This window comes from Massilia glaciei (genome assembly GCF_003011895.2).
Taxonomy (GTDB): domain Bacteria; phylum Pseudomonadota; class Gammaproteobacteria; order Burkholderiales; family Burkholderiaceae_D; genus Telluria_A; species Telluria_A glaciei.
In genome coordinates this window covers 35958-51222 of the sequence record NZ_PXWF02000063.1, presented here as the reverse complement: position 1 = coordinate 51222, position 15265 = coordinate 35958, and the positions used below count along the sequence as shown (strand labels likewise).

The following is a 15265-nucleotide window of genomic DNA, read 5'->3' as shown; positions in this document are numbered from 1 at the left end:
ATGACAAAAGCTACCAAAACACTCAAAGTTCAGTTGGTCATGGGCTTGATCGGCACGCGCGAGTCGCATCGCGCTACCGTGCGCGGTCTGGGTCTGCGTCGCGTCAACTCGGTCTCCGAGTTGGAAGACACCCCATCGGTGCGCGGCATGATCAACAAAGTCTCGTACCTCGTTAAAGTTGTCGCGTAAGCCCTAGGGCCTCGCGAACGGAGAAATCATGGAATTGAATACAATTCAGCCAGCAGAAGGCGCTAAGCACTACAAGCGTCGCGTTGGTCGCGGTATTGGCTCGGGCATCGGTAAAACCGCTGGCCGTGGCCACAAAGGTCAAAAGTCGCGTTCGGGCGGTTTCCACAAGGTTGGTTTCGAAGGCGGTCAGATGCCTTTGCAGCGTCGTCTGCCTAAGCGTGGTTTCAAGTCGCTCAACGCAACGTTCAAAGCTGAAGTGCGTCTCTCGGACCTGAACAACCTGGCGGTCGGCGATGTCGACATCCTGGTGCTCAAGCAAGCGGGCGTATTGCAAGTGCTGGCGCGCGATGTGCGCGTGATCCTGTCCGGCGAGATCACCAAAGCGGTGAACCTCAAGGGCTTGAAAGTGACTGCAGGCGCGAAAGCGGCAATCGAAGCTGCTGGCGGCTCGGTAGCCTGAGTTGACGGCTAAACGCTTGAACGGAGCAAAAATTGGCGACTAATTCACAACTTGGTAAAAGTGCGGCTGCCGGTTTTCCTTGGGGGCGGTTGTGGTTTTTGCTCGGCGCCTTGGTCGTGTACCGGATCGGAACGCACATCCCAGTTCCTGGGATTGATCCGGGGCAGCTGGCATCGTTGTTCGAGCAAAACTCCGGCGGCATCCTGGGCATGCTTAACATGTTCTCGGGTGGCGCAGTTGAACGTTTCACCGTGTTCGCGCTTGGTATCACGCCTTACATTTCGGCCTCGATCATCATGCAGCTCGGCGCCATCGTGCTGCCGCAGCTGGAAGCACTGAAGAAAGAGGGCGAGGCGGGCCGCCGCAAGATCACCCAGTACACGCGCTACTTCACGGTGGTGCTGGCGCTGTTCCAGGCTTTCGGCATCTCCGTCATGCTCGAGTCGCAGCCCGGACTGGTGCTCGACCCGGGCCTGTTCTTCCGGTTCGTGACCGTCGTGTCCCTGTTGACCGGCACCATGTTCCTGATGTGGCTTGGCGAGCAGATTACCGAACGCGGCATTGGTAACGGTATTTCGATTATCATTTTTGCCGGTATCGTCGCAGGTTTGCCGTCGGCGATGGCCTCCTTGCTTGGCTTGGTACAACGCAACGAGATCAGCAACTTCGGCGCGCTGATGATCATCGTCCTGATCGCTGCCGTGACATGGTTTGTCGTCTTCGTCGAACGGGGCCAGCGCAAGATCCTGGTCAATTACGCGAAGCGCCAGGTTGGCAACAAAGTGTACGGCGGCACCACCAGCCACCTGCCTTTGAAGCTCAACATGGCCGGCGTGATCCCGCCGATCTTCGCCTCGTCGATCATTCTGTTCCCGGCGACGATCGTGGAATGGTTCGCGAAGGGTGGAGACAGCGATAATCCGGTGGTCGTATTCTTGAAGGACCTGGCGGCATCGATGGGCCCTGGCGAACCGATGCATGCTTTGCTGTACGCAGTTGCAATCATTTTCTTCTGTTTCTTCTATACAGCGCTGGTGTTCAACAGCAAAGAGACGGCCGAAAACTTGAAGAAGAGCGGCGCGTTCGTTCCCGGGATCCGTCCCGGCGACCAGACCGCACGCTACATCGACAAGATCCTGATGCGTTTGACGCTCGCTGGCGCGATTTACATCACGCTGGTGTGTCTGTTGCCTGAGTTTATGCAAGCCCAATGGAAGGTGCCTTTCTACTTCGGTGGCACCAGCCTTTTGATCATTGTGGTTGTGACCATGGATTTCATGGCGCAGGTACAAAACTACGTCATGTCGCAGCAATACGAATCGCTGCTGCGCAAGGCGAATTTCAAGGGCGGGATCCCGACGCGATAAGCGCCCAGGACTGCACAGACAGAATGGCAAAAGACGACGTCATACAAATGCAGGGTGAGATTCTTGAGAATCTGCCGAATGCGACATTCCGAGTGAAGCTGGAAAACGGACACGTGGTGTTGGGGCACATATCAGGGAAGATGCGGATGAACTATATCCGCATCCTGCCCGGCGACAAGGTCACGGTGGAGTTGACGCCGTATGACCTGAGCCGGGCCCGGATCGTGTTCCGCACCAAGTAACATTTTAATAATCGAAGCAATCAGTACCAATAAGAGAGTGCAAAATGAAAGTTCTCGCATCAGTCAAGCGGATCTGCCGCAACTGCAAGATCATCAAGCGCAAAGGCGTTGTCCGCGTAATCTGCGTGGAACCACGTCACAAGCAGCGTCAAGGTTAATTTAACGTTATTTATTGAGGAATAACGAATGGCACGTATCGCAGGGGTTAATATCCCAAATCATCAGCATACCGTTATCGGCTTAACCGCCATCTACGGTATTGGCCGCCCACGCTCGCAGAAAATCTGCGCCAGCACGGGTGTCGCGACCAATAAAAAGGTCAAAGATCTCGACGACAGCGAGCTCGAAAAGCTGCGCGAAGCCGTCGGCACGTTTATCGTCGAAGGCGATCTGCGTCGTGAAATCTCCATGAACATCAAACGCTTGATGGACTTGGGTTGCTACCGCGGTATGCGTCACCGTAAGGGTCTGCCTTGCCGCGGCCAGCGTACACGCACCAATGCACGTACCCGCAAGGGCCCGCGCAAAGCTGCACAATCGCTTAAGAAATAATAGGAAACGACCATGGCTAAGCAACAAAGCAGCGCCGCAGCAGCGCGCGTACGCAAAAAAGTTAAAAAGAACGTCGCCGAGGGCATCGCACATGTCCACGCATCGTTCAACAACACCATCATCACGATCACCGATCGTCAAGGCAATGCCCTTTCGTGGGCAACGTCCGGCGGTGCTGGTTTCAAGGGCTCGCGTAAATCGACCCCGTTCGCGGCGCAGGTTGCGGCTGAAGCAGCAGGCAAGGTCGCTGTTGAGTGCGGCGTCAAGAACCTCGAAGTGCGCATCAAGGGCCCAGGTCCTGGTCGTGAGTCGGCAGTTCGCGCCTTGAACAACCTGGGTATCAAGATCACCGAAATCCAGGACGTGACGCCAGTGCCGCACAACGGCTGCCGTCCACCGAAGCGCCGTCGCATCTAAGTCACAAATTGCGGACTGCGCCCAGCGCATGCCGCCGTTTTCTGTCTTTTGATCGTCATGCAGTGCCCGTAGTAAAAATAAATCGCCGGCGCAGATTCCATTTGGGATATACTGCCCGGCTGTTGTCGCCTGCCGCAGTTGTGCGTGCAGGCGTTGGAAGCCACCGTTCCGGCCCACCGGCCCGAACTAGCGCCTGCCGCATCGCTTAAGCCATGCCGCCGGGGCGTCATCATTGAAAAAAAGGAAGCATCGTGGCACGTTATATCGGACCTAAAGCAAAACTGTCCCGCCGTGAAGGTACGGATCTGTTCCTCAAGAGCGCACGTCGCTCGCTCGACTCGAAATGCAAACTGGACGTCAAGCCAGGCCAGCACGGCGTAAAATCCGGTGCCCGCACTTCGGACTACGGCAATCAGCTGCGCGAAAAACAAAAAGTAAAGCGTATGTACGGCATCCTGGAGCGTCAGTTCCGCCGCTACTTCGCCGAGGCTGACCGTCGTAAAGGCAACACCGGCGAAACCCTGCTGCGTTTGCTCGAGGCACGCCTGGACAATGTCTGCTACCGCATGGGCTTCGGCTCGACCCGCGCTGAAGCGCGCCAGCTGGTGAGCCACAAAGCGTTCACCGTCAACGGCAATGTCGTCAACATCGCTTCGTACGCGGTCAAGACCGGCGACATCATCGCCGTTCGCGAAAAATCGAAAAAGCAAGTGCGTATCGTCGAAGCCCTGTCGCTGGCTGAGCAAATCGGCATGCCTAGCTGGGTTTCGGTTGACTCGAAGAAAATGGAAGGCACCTTCAAGTCCTTCCCAGAGCGCAACGAGATCGCCAACGACGTCAACGAATCGCTGATCGTCGAACTGTACAGCCGTTAATACCCCGTTCCTGGCTCCGGCCGGAACCACTCCCGCGCAGGCGGGAACGAATTTTCCCCGCCCATTCTCTCGAGTGGGCGTTTTCACTAATGCCATCAGCCTTATCGGTGTAATGAACCGAGGGTATTGAAAAGGACATTTCATGCAAAACAGTCTGTTGAAGCCACGTATCATCGATGTTGAAGCACTCGGTGCCGGTCACGCCAAAGTCGTGATGGAGCCGTTCGAGCGTGGTTACGGTCACACCCTGGGCAACGCGCTGCGCCGCGTCCTGCTCTCGTCCATGGTCGGCTACGCGCCAACCGAAGTGACCATCGCCGGCGTCGTGCACGAGTACTCGTCCCTCGATGGCGTTCAAGAAGACGTGGTCGACCTGCTGCTCAACCTCAAGGGCGTGGTCTTCAAAGTCCACAACCGCGACTCCGTCACGCTGACCCTGAAAAAGGAAGGCGAGGGCGCGATCCTCGCTTCCGACATCGATCTGCCGCACGACGTCGAGCTGATCAACCCGGACCACGTGATTGCCCACCTGACCGCCGGCGGCAAGCTCGACATGCAGATCAAGGTTGAAAAAGGCCGCGGCTATGTGCCGGGCAACGTGCGCCGCCTGTCGGAAGACACCAACAAGACCATCGGCCGCATCATCCTCGACGCGTCGTTCTCGCCCGTGCGCCGGGTGTCGTACTTCGTTGAATCGGCCCGCGTCGAACAGCGCACCGACCTCGACAAGCTGGTCATCAATATCGAGACCAACGGCGTGATCACGCCCGAAGAGGCGATCCGCCAGTCGGCCCGCGTGCTGGTCGACCAACTCAACGTGTTCGCCGCGCTCGAAGGCACGGAAGCGGCCGCCGAGGCGCCATCGCGCGCTCCGCTGGTCGATCCGATCCTGCTGCGTCCGGTCGACGACCTCGAGCTGACCGTGCGTTCGGCCAACTGCCTCAAGGCGGAGAACATCTACTACATCGGCGACCTGATCCAGCGTTCGGAAAACGAACTGCTCAAGACGCCGAACCTGGGCCGCAAGTCCCTGAACGAAATCAAGGAAGTGCTCGCCTCACGCGGCTTGACCTTGGGCATGAAACTCGAGAACTGGCCACCAGCCGGCCTCGAGAAGTAAAAGCGGCACCCGCCCGGGACGCGTGTCCCGGGTATTCACACATGTATCAACCGGCCCGCGCTCATGCATTCATGCATAGCGATCGAAGAGCTGGATTTAAAACCAACTGAAAGGAATTACCATGCGTCACCGTCACGGCCTTCGTAAGTTAAATCGTACCTCTTCCCACCGCCTCGCCATGCTGCGCAACATGACAGTATCGCTGCTGCGCCACGAAGCAATCAAGACCACCCTGCCGAAGGCAAAAGAACTGCGCCGCGTCGTCGAGCCGATCCTGACGATGGGAAAGACCGACACCCTGGCCAACAAGCGCCTGGCATTTTCGCGCCTGCGCGACCGTGAAATGGTCCTCAAGTTGTTCGCCGAACTGGGCCCGCGTTACGCCAACCGTAACGGCGGCTACCTACGCATCCTGAAAATGGGTTTCCGCGTCGGCGACAATGCGCCTATGTGCTACGTTGAACTGATGGACCGTCCAGAAGTCAGCGACATGGACGCAGCTCCAACGACCGAGTAATCGATTCGTTTTAGCTGTTGTGACAAAAGCCAGGCATTGCCTGGCTTTTGTTTTTGGCGGGGCCCGGCCGCGCGCCCGGGCCCCGGTCCCACGCGTCAATCTGCGGCCTGCACCCGCAACAGCTCGCTGTTGAGCCCATCCCACAGCAGGTGGAGGTTGGTGCGCACGCTGCCCGCCCGCTCCTCGGCAAACCCAAGTAATTTATCCAACGCGGTGCGATCGAAGAATTGCCCGCCAAAAAACAGGCCGGCAATTCGCTGCGTGTTGCGCACGTCTGCCAGCGGATCGGCGTCAAGTAGTATCAAGTCGCCGGTTTTTCCCATGGTGACCGATCCGAACTCGTCTTCCAGCCCGGAAAAAATGGCCGCATCGAGCGTCGCGCTCCTCAGCGCCTGTGCGGGTGACAGGCCGGCTTTGACAAGCTCCACCAGTTCATCGTGGATGCCGAAGCCGGGGAATACGTAGGTGTCACCAGCGTCGGTTCCAGCCAAAATCTTCACGCCCGCCGAGCTGGCCTGGCCGACGTGCCCCAACGCCATCTGGTACTGGGTCGCATATAGTGAGCGGCCCGAAGCATCCGCGGGCTGACGTGCGGCGCGGTCAGCGTCGGGCGCCCACAGGAATTTCTTGAACAGAAAGGGAATGTAGCGCAGGCGCTGGTCGTTTCGAAACGCCTCGTTGCCGGCAAGTGCGCCCATTTGCAGCACCTGCAGGGTGGGTGTCCACCAGGTATCGGATTTCGCCATCGCGTCCATCAGCTCCGCGCAGCGCCCGCGATCATGCTCGTTGACCAAGCGCCAGGCCAACTGCGCATTGGAGGCGGCCAACGGGTCGGGCCGCGCGCGCACGGCCGCCGCGCCGTTATGGCATTCCTGCAGGAAGATGCGCGGATGTTCCACGCTACGCTGTCCCGCCGCCAACAAGTCCCCGAGCGAGACCCTGAGCGGACGGTGCCCGGCCAGCGTCAGTCCCTGCCTGCGCGCCTCGTCCGCCAAGGCCCGATACGCAACTGGCGAGAGTTCACTGTAGGGTTTGAGAAAATTCGCGCCGGCCTGGCGATAGAATGACACCAGTTGGCGCGCTTCCCCGGCGTTGCGGGCCTTGAAGAAGCCGGGGAACCCGTCCGGGACCTCGTTGCCGCCATTGATCTGAAAGCTGCTTTGAAGAACGTATCGGGGCGAAAGGCCGCTGCGATCCTTGGTCGCCTTGTTCCAGGCATTCCGATCGCCGATGCAGGCAAAAAAGCTGTCCGGCTCCGACATGCAACCCGACATGTCGCGCACCCCGGTGACGCCATTGGCGATGAACAGGGGGTGCATGTAATGGGGAGATATCTTCAAGGAGTGGGTGTGCATATCCCACAGCCCCGGCATCAAATACTTTCCTCTGCCATCGATCGGAATCAGCGCGTCGTCCGCACGCGACGGTGCCGCCGGGCCGACCGATGTAATTTTCCCATCGCGCAAGACAACATCCCGGCCTTGCCAGATCGTTCCGGTCCCGACGTCGACCACCGCGACATTGCGGATAACGAAGTCGCCCTCCACGCCATCGCGCGGCATGTCGGGCAGCGGCCATAGCAGGAGTCCGGCCGCCAGCAGCAAAAGCAAGGCAACACAAGCGGCGCCGGCAAAAAGGAGCTTCTTGATCATCGGGGTTGGCACCCGCTGGCAGTTGCGCAGACCGAAAGTTCTTCCAAATTCATATGCATAGCTTCCTCTGGTTGGGTTCGCCCGATCGTAGCCAAAGCGCTGTGAAAGGAACGTGAAATTGCCAGCGGCGCCGCGATGCTTCCGGGCTGCATCCCATCCCGTGCAAGACGGCGGCGGCTTACGCACAATTTTGACGCCCGCAAGCACCGCCCGCATACTGCAAAATCCACATCACATCCACAGGAGGCAGCCCCATGCGCACCATCGATATTGCCGTCCTGTCGGCCGCCTGATCACGCCCCAACCCGCGCCCCCGCGGAGCCTGTCGTGTTGATGCGCGCCTGATCGCGCGCCGACCACCGTTTTCTCTCGCCTGCGCGCCCGTGCCCGCCGGCTGTGCCCGCGCGCGCCGCGGGTTTAACGAATCCGGGAATCCAACCACCATGCTCGACATCAATTTTGAATCACTCCGCCTGATCGGCCTGAACCACAGCATCACCAGCCAGTTGACCACCTTCGACCACGCAGTGCCTGGCGGCAGGCTGGCGCGCGTGTGCGAAGTGCAACGCGACTGGATCGGCGTGCACGACGGCGCCACCGCACTGAACGCGCGGCCCCTGAACCGGCTGCTGCGGGCGCTCGCCGCCGAAGACGCCGCGCTCGCCGTCGGCGACTGGGTGCTGCTAAGCACCGACGGCGACGACGTGCACTGGCTCAGCGCGCGGCTCACCCCGCTCAACCACCTCGCGCGCCGCACCAGCGAGGGCCGGCGCCAATCGCTTGCTAGCAATGTCGACACGGCGCTGCTGGTCATGGGCCTCGACCACGACTTCAACCTGCGCCGGCTCGAGCGCTACATCGCGCTGGCCGACGCCGCCGGCGTGGCGCCGGTGGCGGTGCTGACCAAGGCCGACATCGGCATCGACGTTGAGGCGCGCATGGCGCAATTGCGCCGGCGCCTGGGCCCGCAGGTGCCGGCGTTCGCCCTCAACACCCTGGACGGCGACAGCGCGCGGGTGCTCGCGCCGTGGCTCGGCATGGGCCAGACCTTGATTTTGCTGGGCACTTCGGGCGCCGGCAAATCGACCCTGACCAACGCCCTGGCCAACAGCGCGCAGGCGACCGGCGGCGTGCGCGCGGACGACAGCCGGGGCCGCCATACGACGACCGCGCGCTCGCTGCACCGCTGCCCTGGCGGCGCCTGCATCATCGACACCCCGGGCCTGCGCGGCTGGCAGCCCGACGCCGGCGAGGACGCATTGGCGGCCACCTTCGACGACATCGCGGCGCTCGCGCGGCAATGCCAGTTCCGCGATTGCCGCCACCAGGCCGAGCCGGGCTGCGCGGTGCGCGGCGCGGTCGACCCGGACCGGATCCTGAACTACCACAAGCTGCTCAGGGAAGTCAGGCGGACCGAACAGACACCGCTCGAGCGCATCGCCGACCGCGCCAAGTGGAAGGTGCTGGTCAGGCAGGCGCAGTCGCGCGGACGCCAAAACCGCGGCGGCTAGGATCCTTTTTATAAATGCAAGCCGATGGCCGCTGGCAGCCCGGCGCCATTGACATTTAGACGGCGCGTACGCGCGCGGTGAAGGCTGACTTTATTGCCATGTAAAAACTTTTAATGTGTAGTCACTTCATATTTAGGCGGCTACCGTTCCTACGGTTCTAGCTCGGGCGTCGTTGTGGGCGAATTCATTCCAAAAATCAGTTGCCAAGTTTAATTTCTGGTATGCTTATAAGCATGAAAATTGGTGTAACGGTATTATTGATTGCGGCAGATTGGTAATAAACGCACAACGAAAAATTAGTGAAAAGAGAAGGCAATGACCTACGAAGCGCAAATCACCCGCAGCCACCCTACAGCATTTCTTTTTGTAGTGGACCAGTCTGGTTCGATGTCCGACAAAATGGCGTCAGGTCGGAGTAAGGCGGAGTTCGTCGCAGACGCCCTCAATAAAATCGTGATGGACCTTGTCATTCGCTGCACAAAAGCTGAGGGTGTGCGCGATTACTTCGAAATTGGCGTTGTAGGATACGGCGGCAACGGCGTTGGCAACGGATTTTCTGGAAACCTCGGTGCGTGTGTTCTTAACCCCATTTCCGCCATTGAGCAGAATCCCGTTCGGGTTGAGGACCGGAAAAAGAAAATGGATGACGGCGCGGGTGGCGTTTTGGAGACATCCGTAAAATTCCCGGTTTGGTTTGAGCCCAAGGCAAGCGGCGGTACGCCTATGCGCGACGGACTGACCCGTGCAGCCGAGGAGCTCGTCGCTTGGTGCGACGCTCATCCTGACTGCTATCCACCGACGATCCTTCATGTGACCGATGGCGAATCCAGTGACGGCGACCCTGAGGAAATCGCGACCCACCTGAGCCAGATCCGTACGAACGACGGCGCTGTGCTAATCCTCAACCTCCACGTAAGCTCACTTAGAGCGGACACTATCCGCTTCCCGTCAAGTGTCACTGGACTCCCCGACGATTACGCGAAATTGCTGTTTCGCATGTCGAGCCAACTACCCGAGCATCTCATCACGGTCGCCCAAGGGAAGGGCTACATAGTTGGCAGCGAGTCGCGCGGGTTCATGTTCAACGCGGACGCTCCGGAGATCGTCGACTTCTTCGACATCGGTACTAGGGCTTCCCAACTTCGCTGAGCAGACAATGAAGCTCCTTTTCCGGGGCACCTGCCCGAAGGATCCCCTCGGAAGCGATATCAATGAGGACCGTTGGGCTTTTGACGAAGACCGAGGGACGCTAGCACTATGTGACGGCGCCAGCGAATCCTTCAATTCGTCGGTCTTGGCTCAGATTCTCGGAGACAAATTCGTCTTGGATCCCGCGGTGACACTGGGTTGGGTCGACAACGCATTAACTGATTACGCTTCTCAGCATGACTTCGCCGGAATGTCATGGTCGCGCCAGGCATCCTACGAGCGCGGTAGCTTCTCGACACTACTCGGCGTGCAGCATATCCCAGGCAATAAAACCGTCGAGGTACTTGCCGTGGGCGACAGTCTCGCAGTTTTAGCCGATAGCGGAAGACTAGTTTCCAGCTGGCCGTATTCCGATCCTGAGCGATTCAAGGATCATCCTACCTTGCTCGCCACGCTGCCCGAACACAACGCTTTTATATCCAGTTCGGGGTTTTGGACAACACACGGGAAGTATTTCGAGCTAGGCGAATTGGAGTCCCCACGTCTGATTTGCGTGACCGATGCCTTAGGGGAATGGATGCTACGGCAGACTCAATCTAACTACGATGCTGTGGGGCGTTTACTCGCGCTGACAACGGAAGAAGAGCTTGTTGCTCTAGTTGTCGAGGAAAGGCGCGCCGGACGTATGCGCATTGATGACTCTACGCTTCTTATAGCAGCATTTGACTTGGAAGAGTAGGCTGATGGCTTACCCTTCCTTTGAACAATACAACAATGCCTTCTCGGCCCATCAGCATCTGCTTGCGGATCCAGAACTTAAAAAGGGTACTGTCACAAAGACGGGCCTTGGGGTGCCGCATGCAATAAGCGGGGGCTTCGCACTCACGTACACCATAAAAGTTGGCCAGAAAAAATACGCGGTCCGGTGCTTTCACCGGGAATCGAAATCTCTTGAGCGGCGTTACCAAGCGATCGCTAAGCGGCTCGCCCAGCTGAACTCCACGTATTTTCTTAACTTTAACTTTGAGCCCAAAGGCATCAACGTTAATGGCCACGCCTATCCCATTGTTAAGATGGCATGGGCGTCAGGCGTGACGCTCGGCGAGTACCTTGAGGACAACCATGGACGCAAAGGAGCGCTAGCGAGCCTGCCTACCTCGCTGCTTGCGCTATCAATCTACCTTGAAAAGGAGCGCATCGCCCACGGGGATATGTCCCCCGGTAACATTATGATTTCGGGGGCTGCCAGCGCTATCCAGCTCATCGACTATGATGGTATGTTTGTTGAAGATATTCGTGATCTCGGTAATTCCGAACTCGGTAATATCAATTTCCAACATCCGGACCGGAAGGCCAAGAATCCGTTCTCACCAACGATGGACCGTTTCTCCCTGATCGCACTCTCGCTCGCGCTCAAAGGTCTAAACGAAGATCCCACGTTATGGGGCAAGACAAACTCCGACGCCGACGCGATTGTGTTCCGGGCAAGCGACTTCATTGATCCGTCTTCATCGGTTGCTTTTTCCGAGTTGATGCGCAAGCCAGCGCTGGCAACGCAGGCCCAAAACTTCGCCGCAGTATGCCGGGCGCCACTCGATAAAACGCCCAGCCTTGAAGATTTTCTTGCAGGAAAAAATATTCCCGCCAGCACGCTCCAAATCACCATCAAACCAATGGATGGCCGTCCAAAGCTCGGATACATGGGCGTCTATGACGTCCTCGATGCGAACAACTACGCGCTTTGTCTACACCGCGTAGGCGACAAAGTTGAGGTCGTTGGCCGCATCGTGGAGGTCAAACTGGACAAGGCCCGCAACGGCCAACCCTACATCTTTATCAACTTCGGCCCGTGGCAAGGCAAGATATTCAAGATCGCGATTTGGTCTGAGGGATTCGCGGCTATTTCCAACAAACCCGACACCTCATATGTAGGAAAATGGGTCAGTGTGGTTGGACTTATGGAGCCACCCTACACGAACAACCGGTTCAAATACTCCCATTTGTCGATCAACGTGGCTGCCAACGGTCAGATGACGATCATCTCTGAGGTCGAGGCTAAGTTCAGATTGACCCCGTCCTCGACAAAGAGCGTTCAGGCCCTCGCCACCAACCGCGAGGCGTTGGACAAGATAAAAGGGCGTCCGACGACGGCGCCGGCTAGCCAGATCCCGGCGGCTTCGGCCCCACTAAACAAAGACATTTTGGACAGCCTCAGGAGAGCTCAGGGTAGCGGGAATACCCAACCGCCCCAGGCCAAAGCTACGCCAACAAGGCAGCAGCAGCGCCCCCAGCCGGCCAGGCAGAATCCACCAGAACAAGGCCTGATGGGCAAATTTTTCGACTGGCTGTTCACATAAGCTCAGTTCCGCGCGATCGTGCCAGTACTTGGTGAGTTGGACGCTTACGCAGTATCCACATCCACCGAGGACAACACCTTGCGCGCCAATAGTGTTGCCGTCCTGCCGGCCTCCTGAGCACGCCCAACTCGCGTCCCCGCTCCATCCGCACCGGTCGTGCTGGCGACGATCTTCGACGACATCGCCGCGCGGAGCTTGGGCGCCATCGGCGTTTAAGCCACGCCTCAGGCGCGCTTTTTGGCGCAGGTGTACCATGCCAGTTGCGCGCCGCGTGCCACGCGCCGGCCACATCCAACCAACCATCAGGAAGTCATGTCTATATCACAACCGCAGGCAGGGGCCCGCGCATCGATTCCCGCGCGCTGGCTCGGCCTCGCGCTGGCACTGCTGGCCGCCCTGGTCTGCCTGTTCGCTTCGGCCCCGGCCCTGGCCGAGGAGGAGTTCCTCGATCCGGCGGACGCCTTCAAATTCTCGGCCCGCATGCGCGACGCCCAGACCGTCGAGGTCAACTACGAGATCGCCGACGGCTACTACATGTACCGCGAGCGCTTCAAGTTCACCGCCGCCGGCGCCACGCTGGGCGAGCCGGTCATGCCCAAGGGCGAAATCAAATTCGACGAGACCTTCAACAAGGACGTCGAGATGTACCGCGGGCGCCTCACGATCGCGGTCCCGGTGGCCGTGGCGCCCAAGGACGGCCGGTTCACGCTGACCGCGAGCTCGCAGGGCTGCGCCGACAAGGGCTTGTGCTACTCGCCGCAGGACGCGAGCGCCAGCCTCGACACCGGCGCCGCCGGCGCCGCGCAAACTGGGGCCGCGCAAACTGGGGCCGCGCCGGCGGGCGCCGCCCCGACCTCGGAGCTGGGCGTCATCGCCGGCGTGCTCGGCGGCGGCAAACTGCTCGTCATCATTCCGGCTTTCATCCTGCTCGGGCTCGGCCTGGCCTTCACCCCGTGCGTGCTGCCGATGCTGCCGATTTTGTCGTCCATCATCGTCGGCGAGGGCGCGCGCGCCACCCGCAGGCGCGCGCTGGCGCTGTCGGCCAGCTACTCGGCCGGCATGATCCTCGTCTACACCGTGCTCGGCGTGGCGGCCGGCCTGGCCGGCGAGGGCCTCGGCGCCACCTTGCAGGACCCCTGGGTGCTGCGCGGCGTGGCCCTGCTGATCGCCGCGCTGTCGCTGTCGATGTTCGGCCTCTACGAGCTGCAGTTGCCGAGCGCGCTCCAGACGCTGCTGGTGCGCGCTTCCGGGCGCCATTCGTCGGGCAAGCTGATCGGCGTGTTCGCGATGGGCGCCATCTCCGCCCTCATTGTCGGCCCCTGCGTGGCCGCGCCGCTGGCCGCCGCGCTGGTCTACATCGGCCAGTCGCGCGACGTCGTGGTCGGCGCCAGCGCGCTGTTCGCGCTCGCCGTCGGCATGAGCATCCCCCTGATGCTGCTCGGCTTTTCGGCCGGCCTGCTGCCCAAGAACGGCGCCTGGATGGTCGAGGTCAAACGCTTCTTCGGCGTGGTCATGCTCGGCCTGGCGCTCTGGCTGGCGGTGTCGGCGATTCCGCCGGCCCTCTACATGTTCGGCTGGATGGCGCTGCTGCTCGGCTACGGCGCCTACCTGCTGCGCATGCGTCCGCGCAAATGGCAGCCACTGGCGTTGGGCGCCGTGTTTTCGACGCTGGGCGCGCTGCAACTGGTGGGCCTGGCGAGCGGCAGCCGCGACGTGTTGGCGCCGCTCTCGCGGATGGGCGCGCCGGCGCCGGCGCACGGCATCGACTTCGCGCGCGTCAAGACCGAGGCCGATCTCGACGCCGCGCTGGCCGCGGCCAAGGGCAAGACGGTCATGCTCGACTTCTACGCCGACTGGTGCGTCTCGTGCAAGGAGATGGAAAAATTCACCTTCGTGGTGCCGGCGGTCAAGGCGCGGCTCGCCGGCACGGTGCTGCTGCAGGTCGACGTGACGGCCAACGACGCCGCCGACAAGGCCATGCTCAAGCGCTTCGGCCTGTTCGGGCCGCCGGCCATCATCCTGTTCGACGGCGCCGGGAGCGAGATCGCCGACAGCCGCGTGGTCGGCTACCAGGACGGCGCGAAATTCCTCGTCTCGCTCGAGAAACTCAAGTAGAAAAGCCCGGCAGCCTTTTAGGCGACGAACTCGTCGCTGTCGGGTTTTTCGCCGAGCAGATGGTCGAGCCGGTCGCGCAGCGACAAGGCCATTTCGCTGCCCTTGGCCTTGAGCACGGCCTCGAGGTAGGGCAGGCGCAGCGCGCGCAGGTCGTCGACCGTGCTGGCCTTCTCGACCTTCATCTGCAGCGCGAAGCCGCGCAGGCCGAAAGTGCTTTTCACGGTCTGGCTGTAAAAGTCCTGCAGCGCGCGGAAGCGCTCGGCCTCGGCCAGCGCGGCCAGTTCTTCGGGGCTGGGGGTGTACACGGGCGCGCGGGCATGGGTGCCGACGCGGGCCCGGGCCGACGACAGGCGGCGCGCGACCGGTTCGGCCGGCGCCTGCTCGACCTCCCCGCCGCTGATGAGGACGATGTACTCGCCCTCGAGCAATTCGGTCATGTGTTCCTGGGTCAGGCCGAGCCCGGCGACATTCTTGAGCAGCACTTCGAGCGTGTGGCGGCCGTCGACCAGCAGCAAAAGCGCCCGCAGCTTGCTCGGGACCTGGTATTTGCGCGTCGCGATTTCTTCGCGCCCCTTGTCGGTCTTGTCATACACACTGGTTTTCACGTCCGCCCCCAAAGCTTTTAATGACCTCTTGATTATACGGTAAGCAACAATGCGCGAAGCAGTATGAAGTTGCTCAAAGGCTATTTCCGAGGGTACACGAGGAATTCGCTTTGATGCAAGGCGTGCGGCATAAATAT

Annotated in this window: 17 protein-coding genes; 15 read left to right on the top strand and 2 right to left on the bottom strand. The window is 60.3% G+C overall.

Features of this window, described 5'->3' with window-relative positions:
- The 10 genes from rpmD to rplQ all read left to right on the top strand — a co-directional run bounded on the left by rpmD (nucleotide 1) and on the right by rplQ (nucleotide 5739).
- Nucleotides 1-189, top strand: a complete 189-nt coding sequence (gene rpmD / locus C7C56_RS04785; RefSeq protein ID WP_106756337.1) for a 50S ribosomal protein L30 — start codon at nucleotides 1-3, stop codon at nucleotides 187-189.
- Nucleotides 190-217: 28 nt separating this feature from the next.
- Nucleotides 218-649, top strand: coding sequence for a 50S ribosomal protein L15 (gene rplO / locus C7C56_RS04780; protein WP_106756336.1), 432 nt, complete (start codon nucleotides 218-220; stop codon nucleotides 647-649).
- 32 nt (nucleotides 650-681) lie between these two features.
- Nucleotides 682-2016 (top strand): preprotein translocase subunit SecY, encoded by a 1335-nt coding sequence (gene secY, locus C7C56_RS04775; protein ID WP_106756335.1) that lies wholly within the window; start codon nucleotides 682-684, stop codon nucleotides 2014-2016.
- A 23-nt stretch (nucleotides 2017-2039) separates the two neighbouring features.
- Nucleotides 2040-2258: a translation initiation factor IF-1 gene (infA, locus tag C7C56_RS04770; protein WP_005663428.1), complete on the top strand. Its 219-nt coding sequence runs from the start codon at nucleotides 2040-2042 to the stop codon at nucleotides 2256-2258.
- Nucleotides 2259-2302: 44 nt separating this feature from the next.
- Nucleotides 2303-2416, top strand: coding sequence for a 50S ribosomal protein L36 (gene rpmJ / locus C7C56_RS04765; protein WP_010394471.1), 114 nt, complete (start codon nucleotides 2303-2305; stop codon nucleotides 2414-2416).
- 28 nt (nucleotides 2417-2444) lie between these two features.
- On the top strand, nucleotides 2445-2810 hold the full coding sequence (rpsM, locus tag C7C56_RS04760; protein WP_106756334.1) for a 30S ribosomal protein S13: 366 nt from the start codon (nucleotides 2445-2447) through the stop codon (nucleotides 2808-2810).
- Between the two features lie 12 nt (nucleotides 2811-2822).
- The gene (gene rpsK / locus C7C56_RS04755; protein ID WP_008444339.1) at nucleotides 2823-3227 is read left to right on the top strand and encodes a 30S ribosomal protein S11; all 405 of its coding nucleotides are present in this window, start codon (nucleotides 2823-2825) and stop codon (nucleotides 3225-3227) included.
- A 251-nt stretch (nucleotides 3228-3478) separates the two neighbouring features.
- Complete coding sequence (rpsD, locus tag C7C56_RS04750; RefSeq protein WP_106756333.1) at nucleotides 3479-4102, top strand: 30S ribosomal protein S4; 624 nt, start codon at nucleotides 3479-3481, stop codon at nucleotides 4100-4102.
- A gap of 142 nt (nucleotides 4103-4244) precedes the next feature.
- Nucleotides 4245-5222: a DNA-directed RNA polymerase subunit alpha gene (locus C7C56_RS04745; RefSeq protein WP_054265842.1), complete on the top strand. Its 978-nt coding sequence runs from the start codon at nucleotides 4245-4247 to the stop codon at nucleotides 5220-5222.
- Nucleotides 5223-5343: 121 nt separating this feature from the next.
- Nucleotides 5344-5739, top strand: coding sequence for a 50S ribosomal protein L17 (gene rplQ, locus C7C56_RS04740; protein ID WP_106756332.1), 396 nt, complete (start codon nucleotides 5344-5346; stop codon nucleotides 5737-5739).
- A gap of 95 nt (nucleotides 5740-5834) precedes the next feature.
- Here rplQ and C7C56_RS04735 read toward each other — a convergent pair whose 3' ends face one another.
- On the bottom strand, nucleotides 5835-7391 hold the full coding sequence (locus tag C7C56_RS04735) for an amidohydrolase family protein (protein WP_181373023.1): 1557 nt from the start codon (nucleotides 7389-7391) through the stop codon (nucleotides 5835-5837).
- A gap of 443 nt (nucleotides 7392-7834) precedes the next feature.
- Between C7C56_RS04735 and rsgA the strand changes: the two genes are divergently transcribed.
- From rsgA to dsbD, 5 genes are all read left to right on the top strand, one after another.
- Nucleotides 7835-8902, top strand: coding sequence for a ribosome small subunit-dependent GTPase A (gene rsgA / locus C7C56_RS04730; RefSeq protein WP_106756330.1), 1068 nt, complete (start codon nucleotides 7835-7837; stop codon nucleotides 8900-8902).
- Between the two features lie 315 nt (nucleotides 8903-9217).
- Nucleotides 9218-10051, top strand: a complete 834-nt coding sequence (locus C7C56_RS04725) for a hypothetical protein (protein ID WP_106756329.1) — start codon at nucleotides 9218-9220, stop codon at nucleotides 10049-10051.
- A 7-nt stretch (nucleotides 10052-10058) separates the two neighbouring features.
- The gene (locus C7C56_RS04720) at nucleotides 10059-10790 is read left to right on the top strand and encodes a hypothetical protein (RefSeq protein ID WP_106756328.1); all 732 of its coding nucleotides are present in this window, start codon (nucleotides 10059-10061) and stop codon (nucleotides 10788-10790) included.
- A 4-nt stretch (nucleotides 10791-10794) separates the two neighbouring features.
- Nucleotides 10795-12408, top strand: coding sequence for a protein kinase family protein (locus C7C56_RS04715; RefSeq protein WP_106756327.1), 1614 nt, complete (start codon nucleotides 10795-10797; stop codon nucleotides 12406-12408).
- A gap of 312 nt (nucleotides 12409-12720) precedes the next feature.
- Nucleotides 12721-14523: a protein-disulfide reductase DsbD gene (gene dsbD / locus C7C56_RS04710; RefSeq protein ID WP_106756326.1), complete on the top strand. Its 1803-nt coding sequence runs from the start codon at nucleotides 12721-12723 to the stop codon at nucleotides 14521-14523.
- A 17-nt stretch (nucleotides 14524-14540) separates the two neighbouring features.
- Here the strand turns inward: dsbD and C7C56_RS04705 are convergent, their stop codons facing one another.
- Nucleotides 14541-15128: a hypothetical protein gene (locus C7C56_RS04705; protein ID WP_106756325.1), complete on the bottom strand. Its 588-nt coding sequence runs from the start codon at nucleotides 15126-15128 to the stop codon at nucleotides 14541-14543.
- Between the last annotated feature and the right edge of the window lie 137 nt (nucleotides 15129-15265).

Coding starts and splice junctions, on each gene's coding strand:
- C7C56_RS04725 (WP_106756329.1), top strand. CDS start 9,218: ATGACCTACGAAGCGCAAATCACCCGCAGCCACCCTACAGCATTTCTT.
- rplQ (WP_106756332.1), top strand. CDS start 5,344: ATGCGTCACCGTCACGGCCTTCGTAAGTTAAATCGTACCTCTTCCCAC.
- C7C56_RS04720 (WP_106756328.1), top strand. CDS start 10,059: ATGAAGCTCCTTTTCCGGGGCACCTGCCCGAAGGATCCCCTCGGAAGC.
- rsgA (WP_106756330.1), top strand. CDS start 7,835: ATGCTCGACATCAATTTTGAATCACTCCGCCTGATCGGCCTGAACCAC.
- rplO (WP_106756336.1), top strand. CDS start 218: ATGGAATTGAATACAATTCAGCCAGCAGAAGGCGCTAAGCACTACAAG.
- rpmD (WP_106756337.1), top strand. CDS start 1: ATGACAAAAGCTACCAAAACACTCAAAGTTCAGTTGGTCATGGGCTTG.
- infA (WP_005663428.1), top strand. CDS start 2,040: ATGGCAAAAGACGACGTCATACAAATGCAGGGTGAGATTCTTGAGAAT.
- C7C56_RS04745 (WP_054265842.1), top strand. CDS start 4,245: ATGCAAAACAGTCTGTTGAAGCCACGTATCATCGATGTTGAAGCACTC.
- rpsM (WP_106756334.1), top strand. CDS start 2,445: ATGGCACGTATCGCAGGGGTTAATATCCCAAATCATCAGCATACCGTT.
- C7C56_RS04735 (WP_181373023.1), bottom strand. CDS start 7,391: ATGATCAAGAAGCTCCTTTTTGCCGGCGCCGCTTGTGTTGCCTTGCTT.
- rpsK (WP_008444339.1), top strand. CDS start 2,823: ATGGCTAAGCAACAAAGCAGCGCCGCAGCAGCGCGCGTACGCAAAAAA.
- rpmJ (WP_010394471.1), top strand. CDS start 2,303: ATGAAAGTTCTCGCATCAGTCAAGCGGATCTGCCGCAACTGCAAGATC.
- dsbD (WP_106756326.1), top strand. CDS start 12,721: ATGTCTATATCACAACCGCAGGCAGGGGCCCGCGCATCGATTCCCGCG.
- C7C56_RS04715 (WP_106756327.1), top strand. CDS start 10,795: ATGGCTTACCCTTCCTTTGAACAATACAACAATGCCTTCTCGGCCCAT.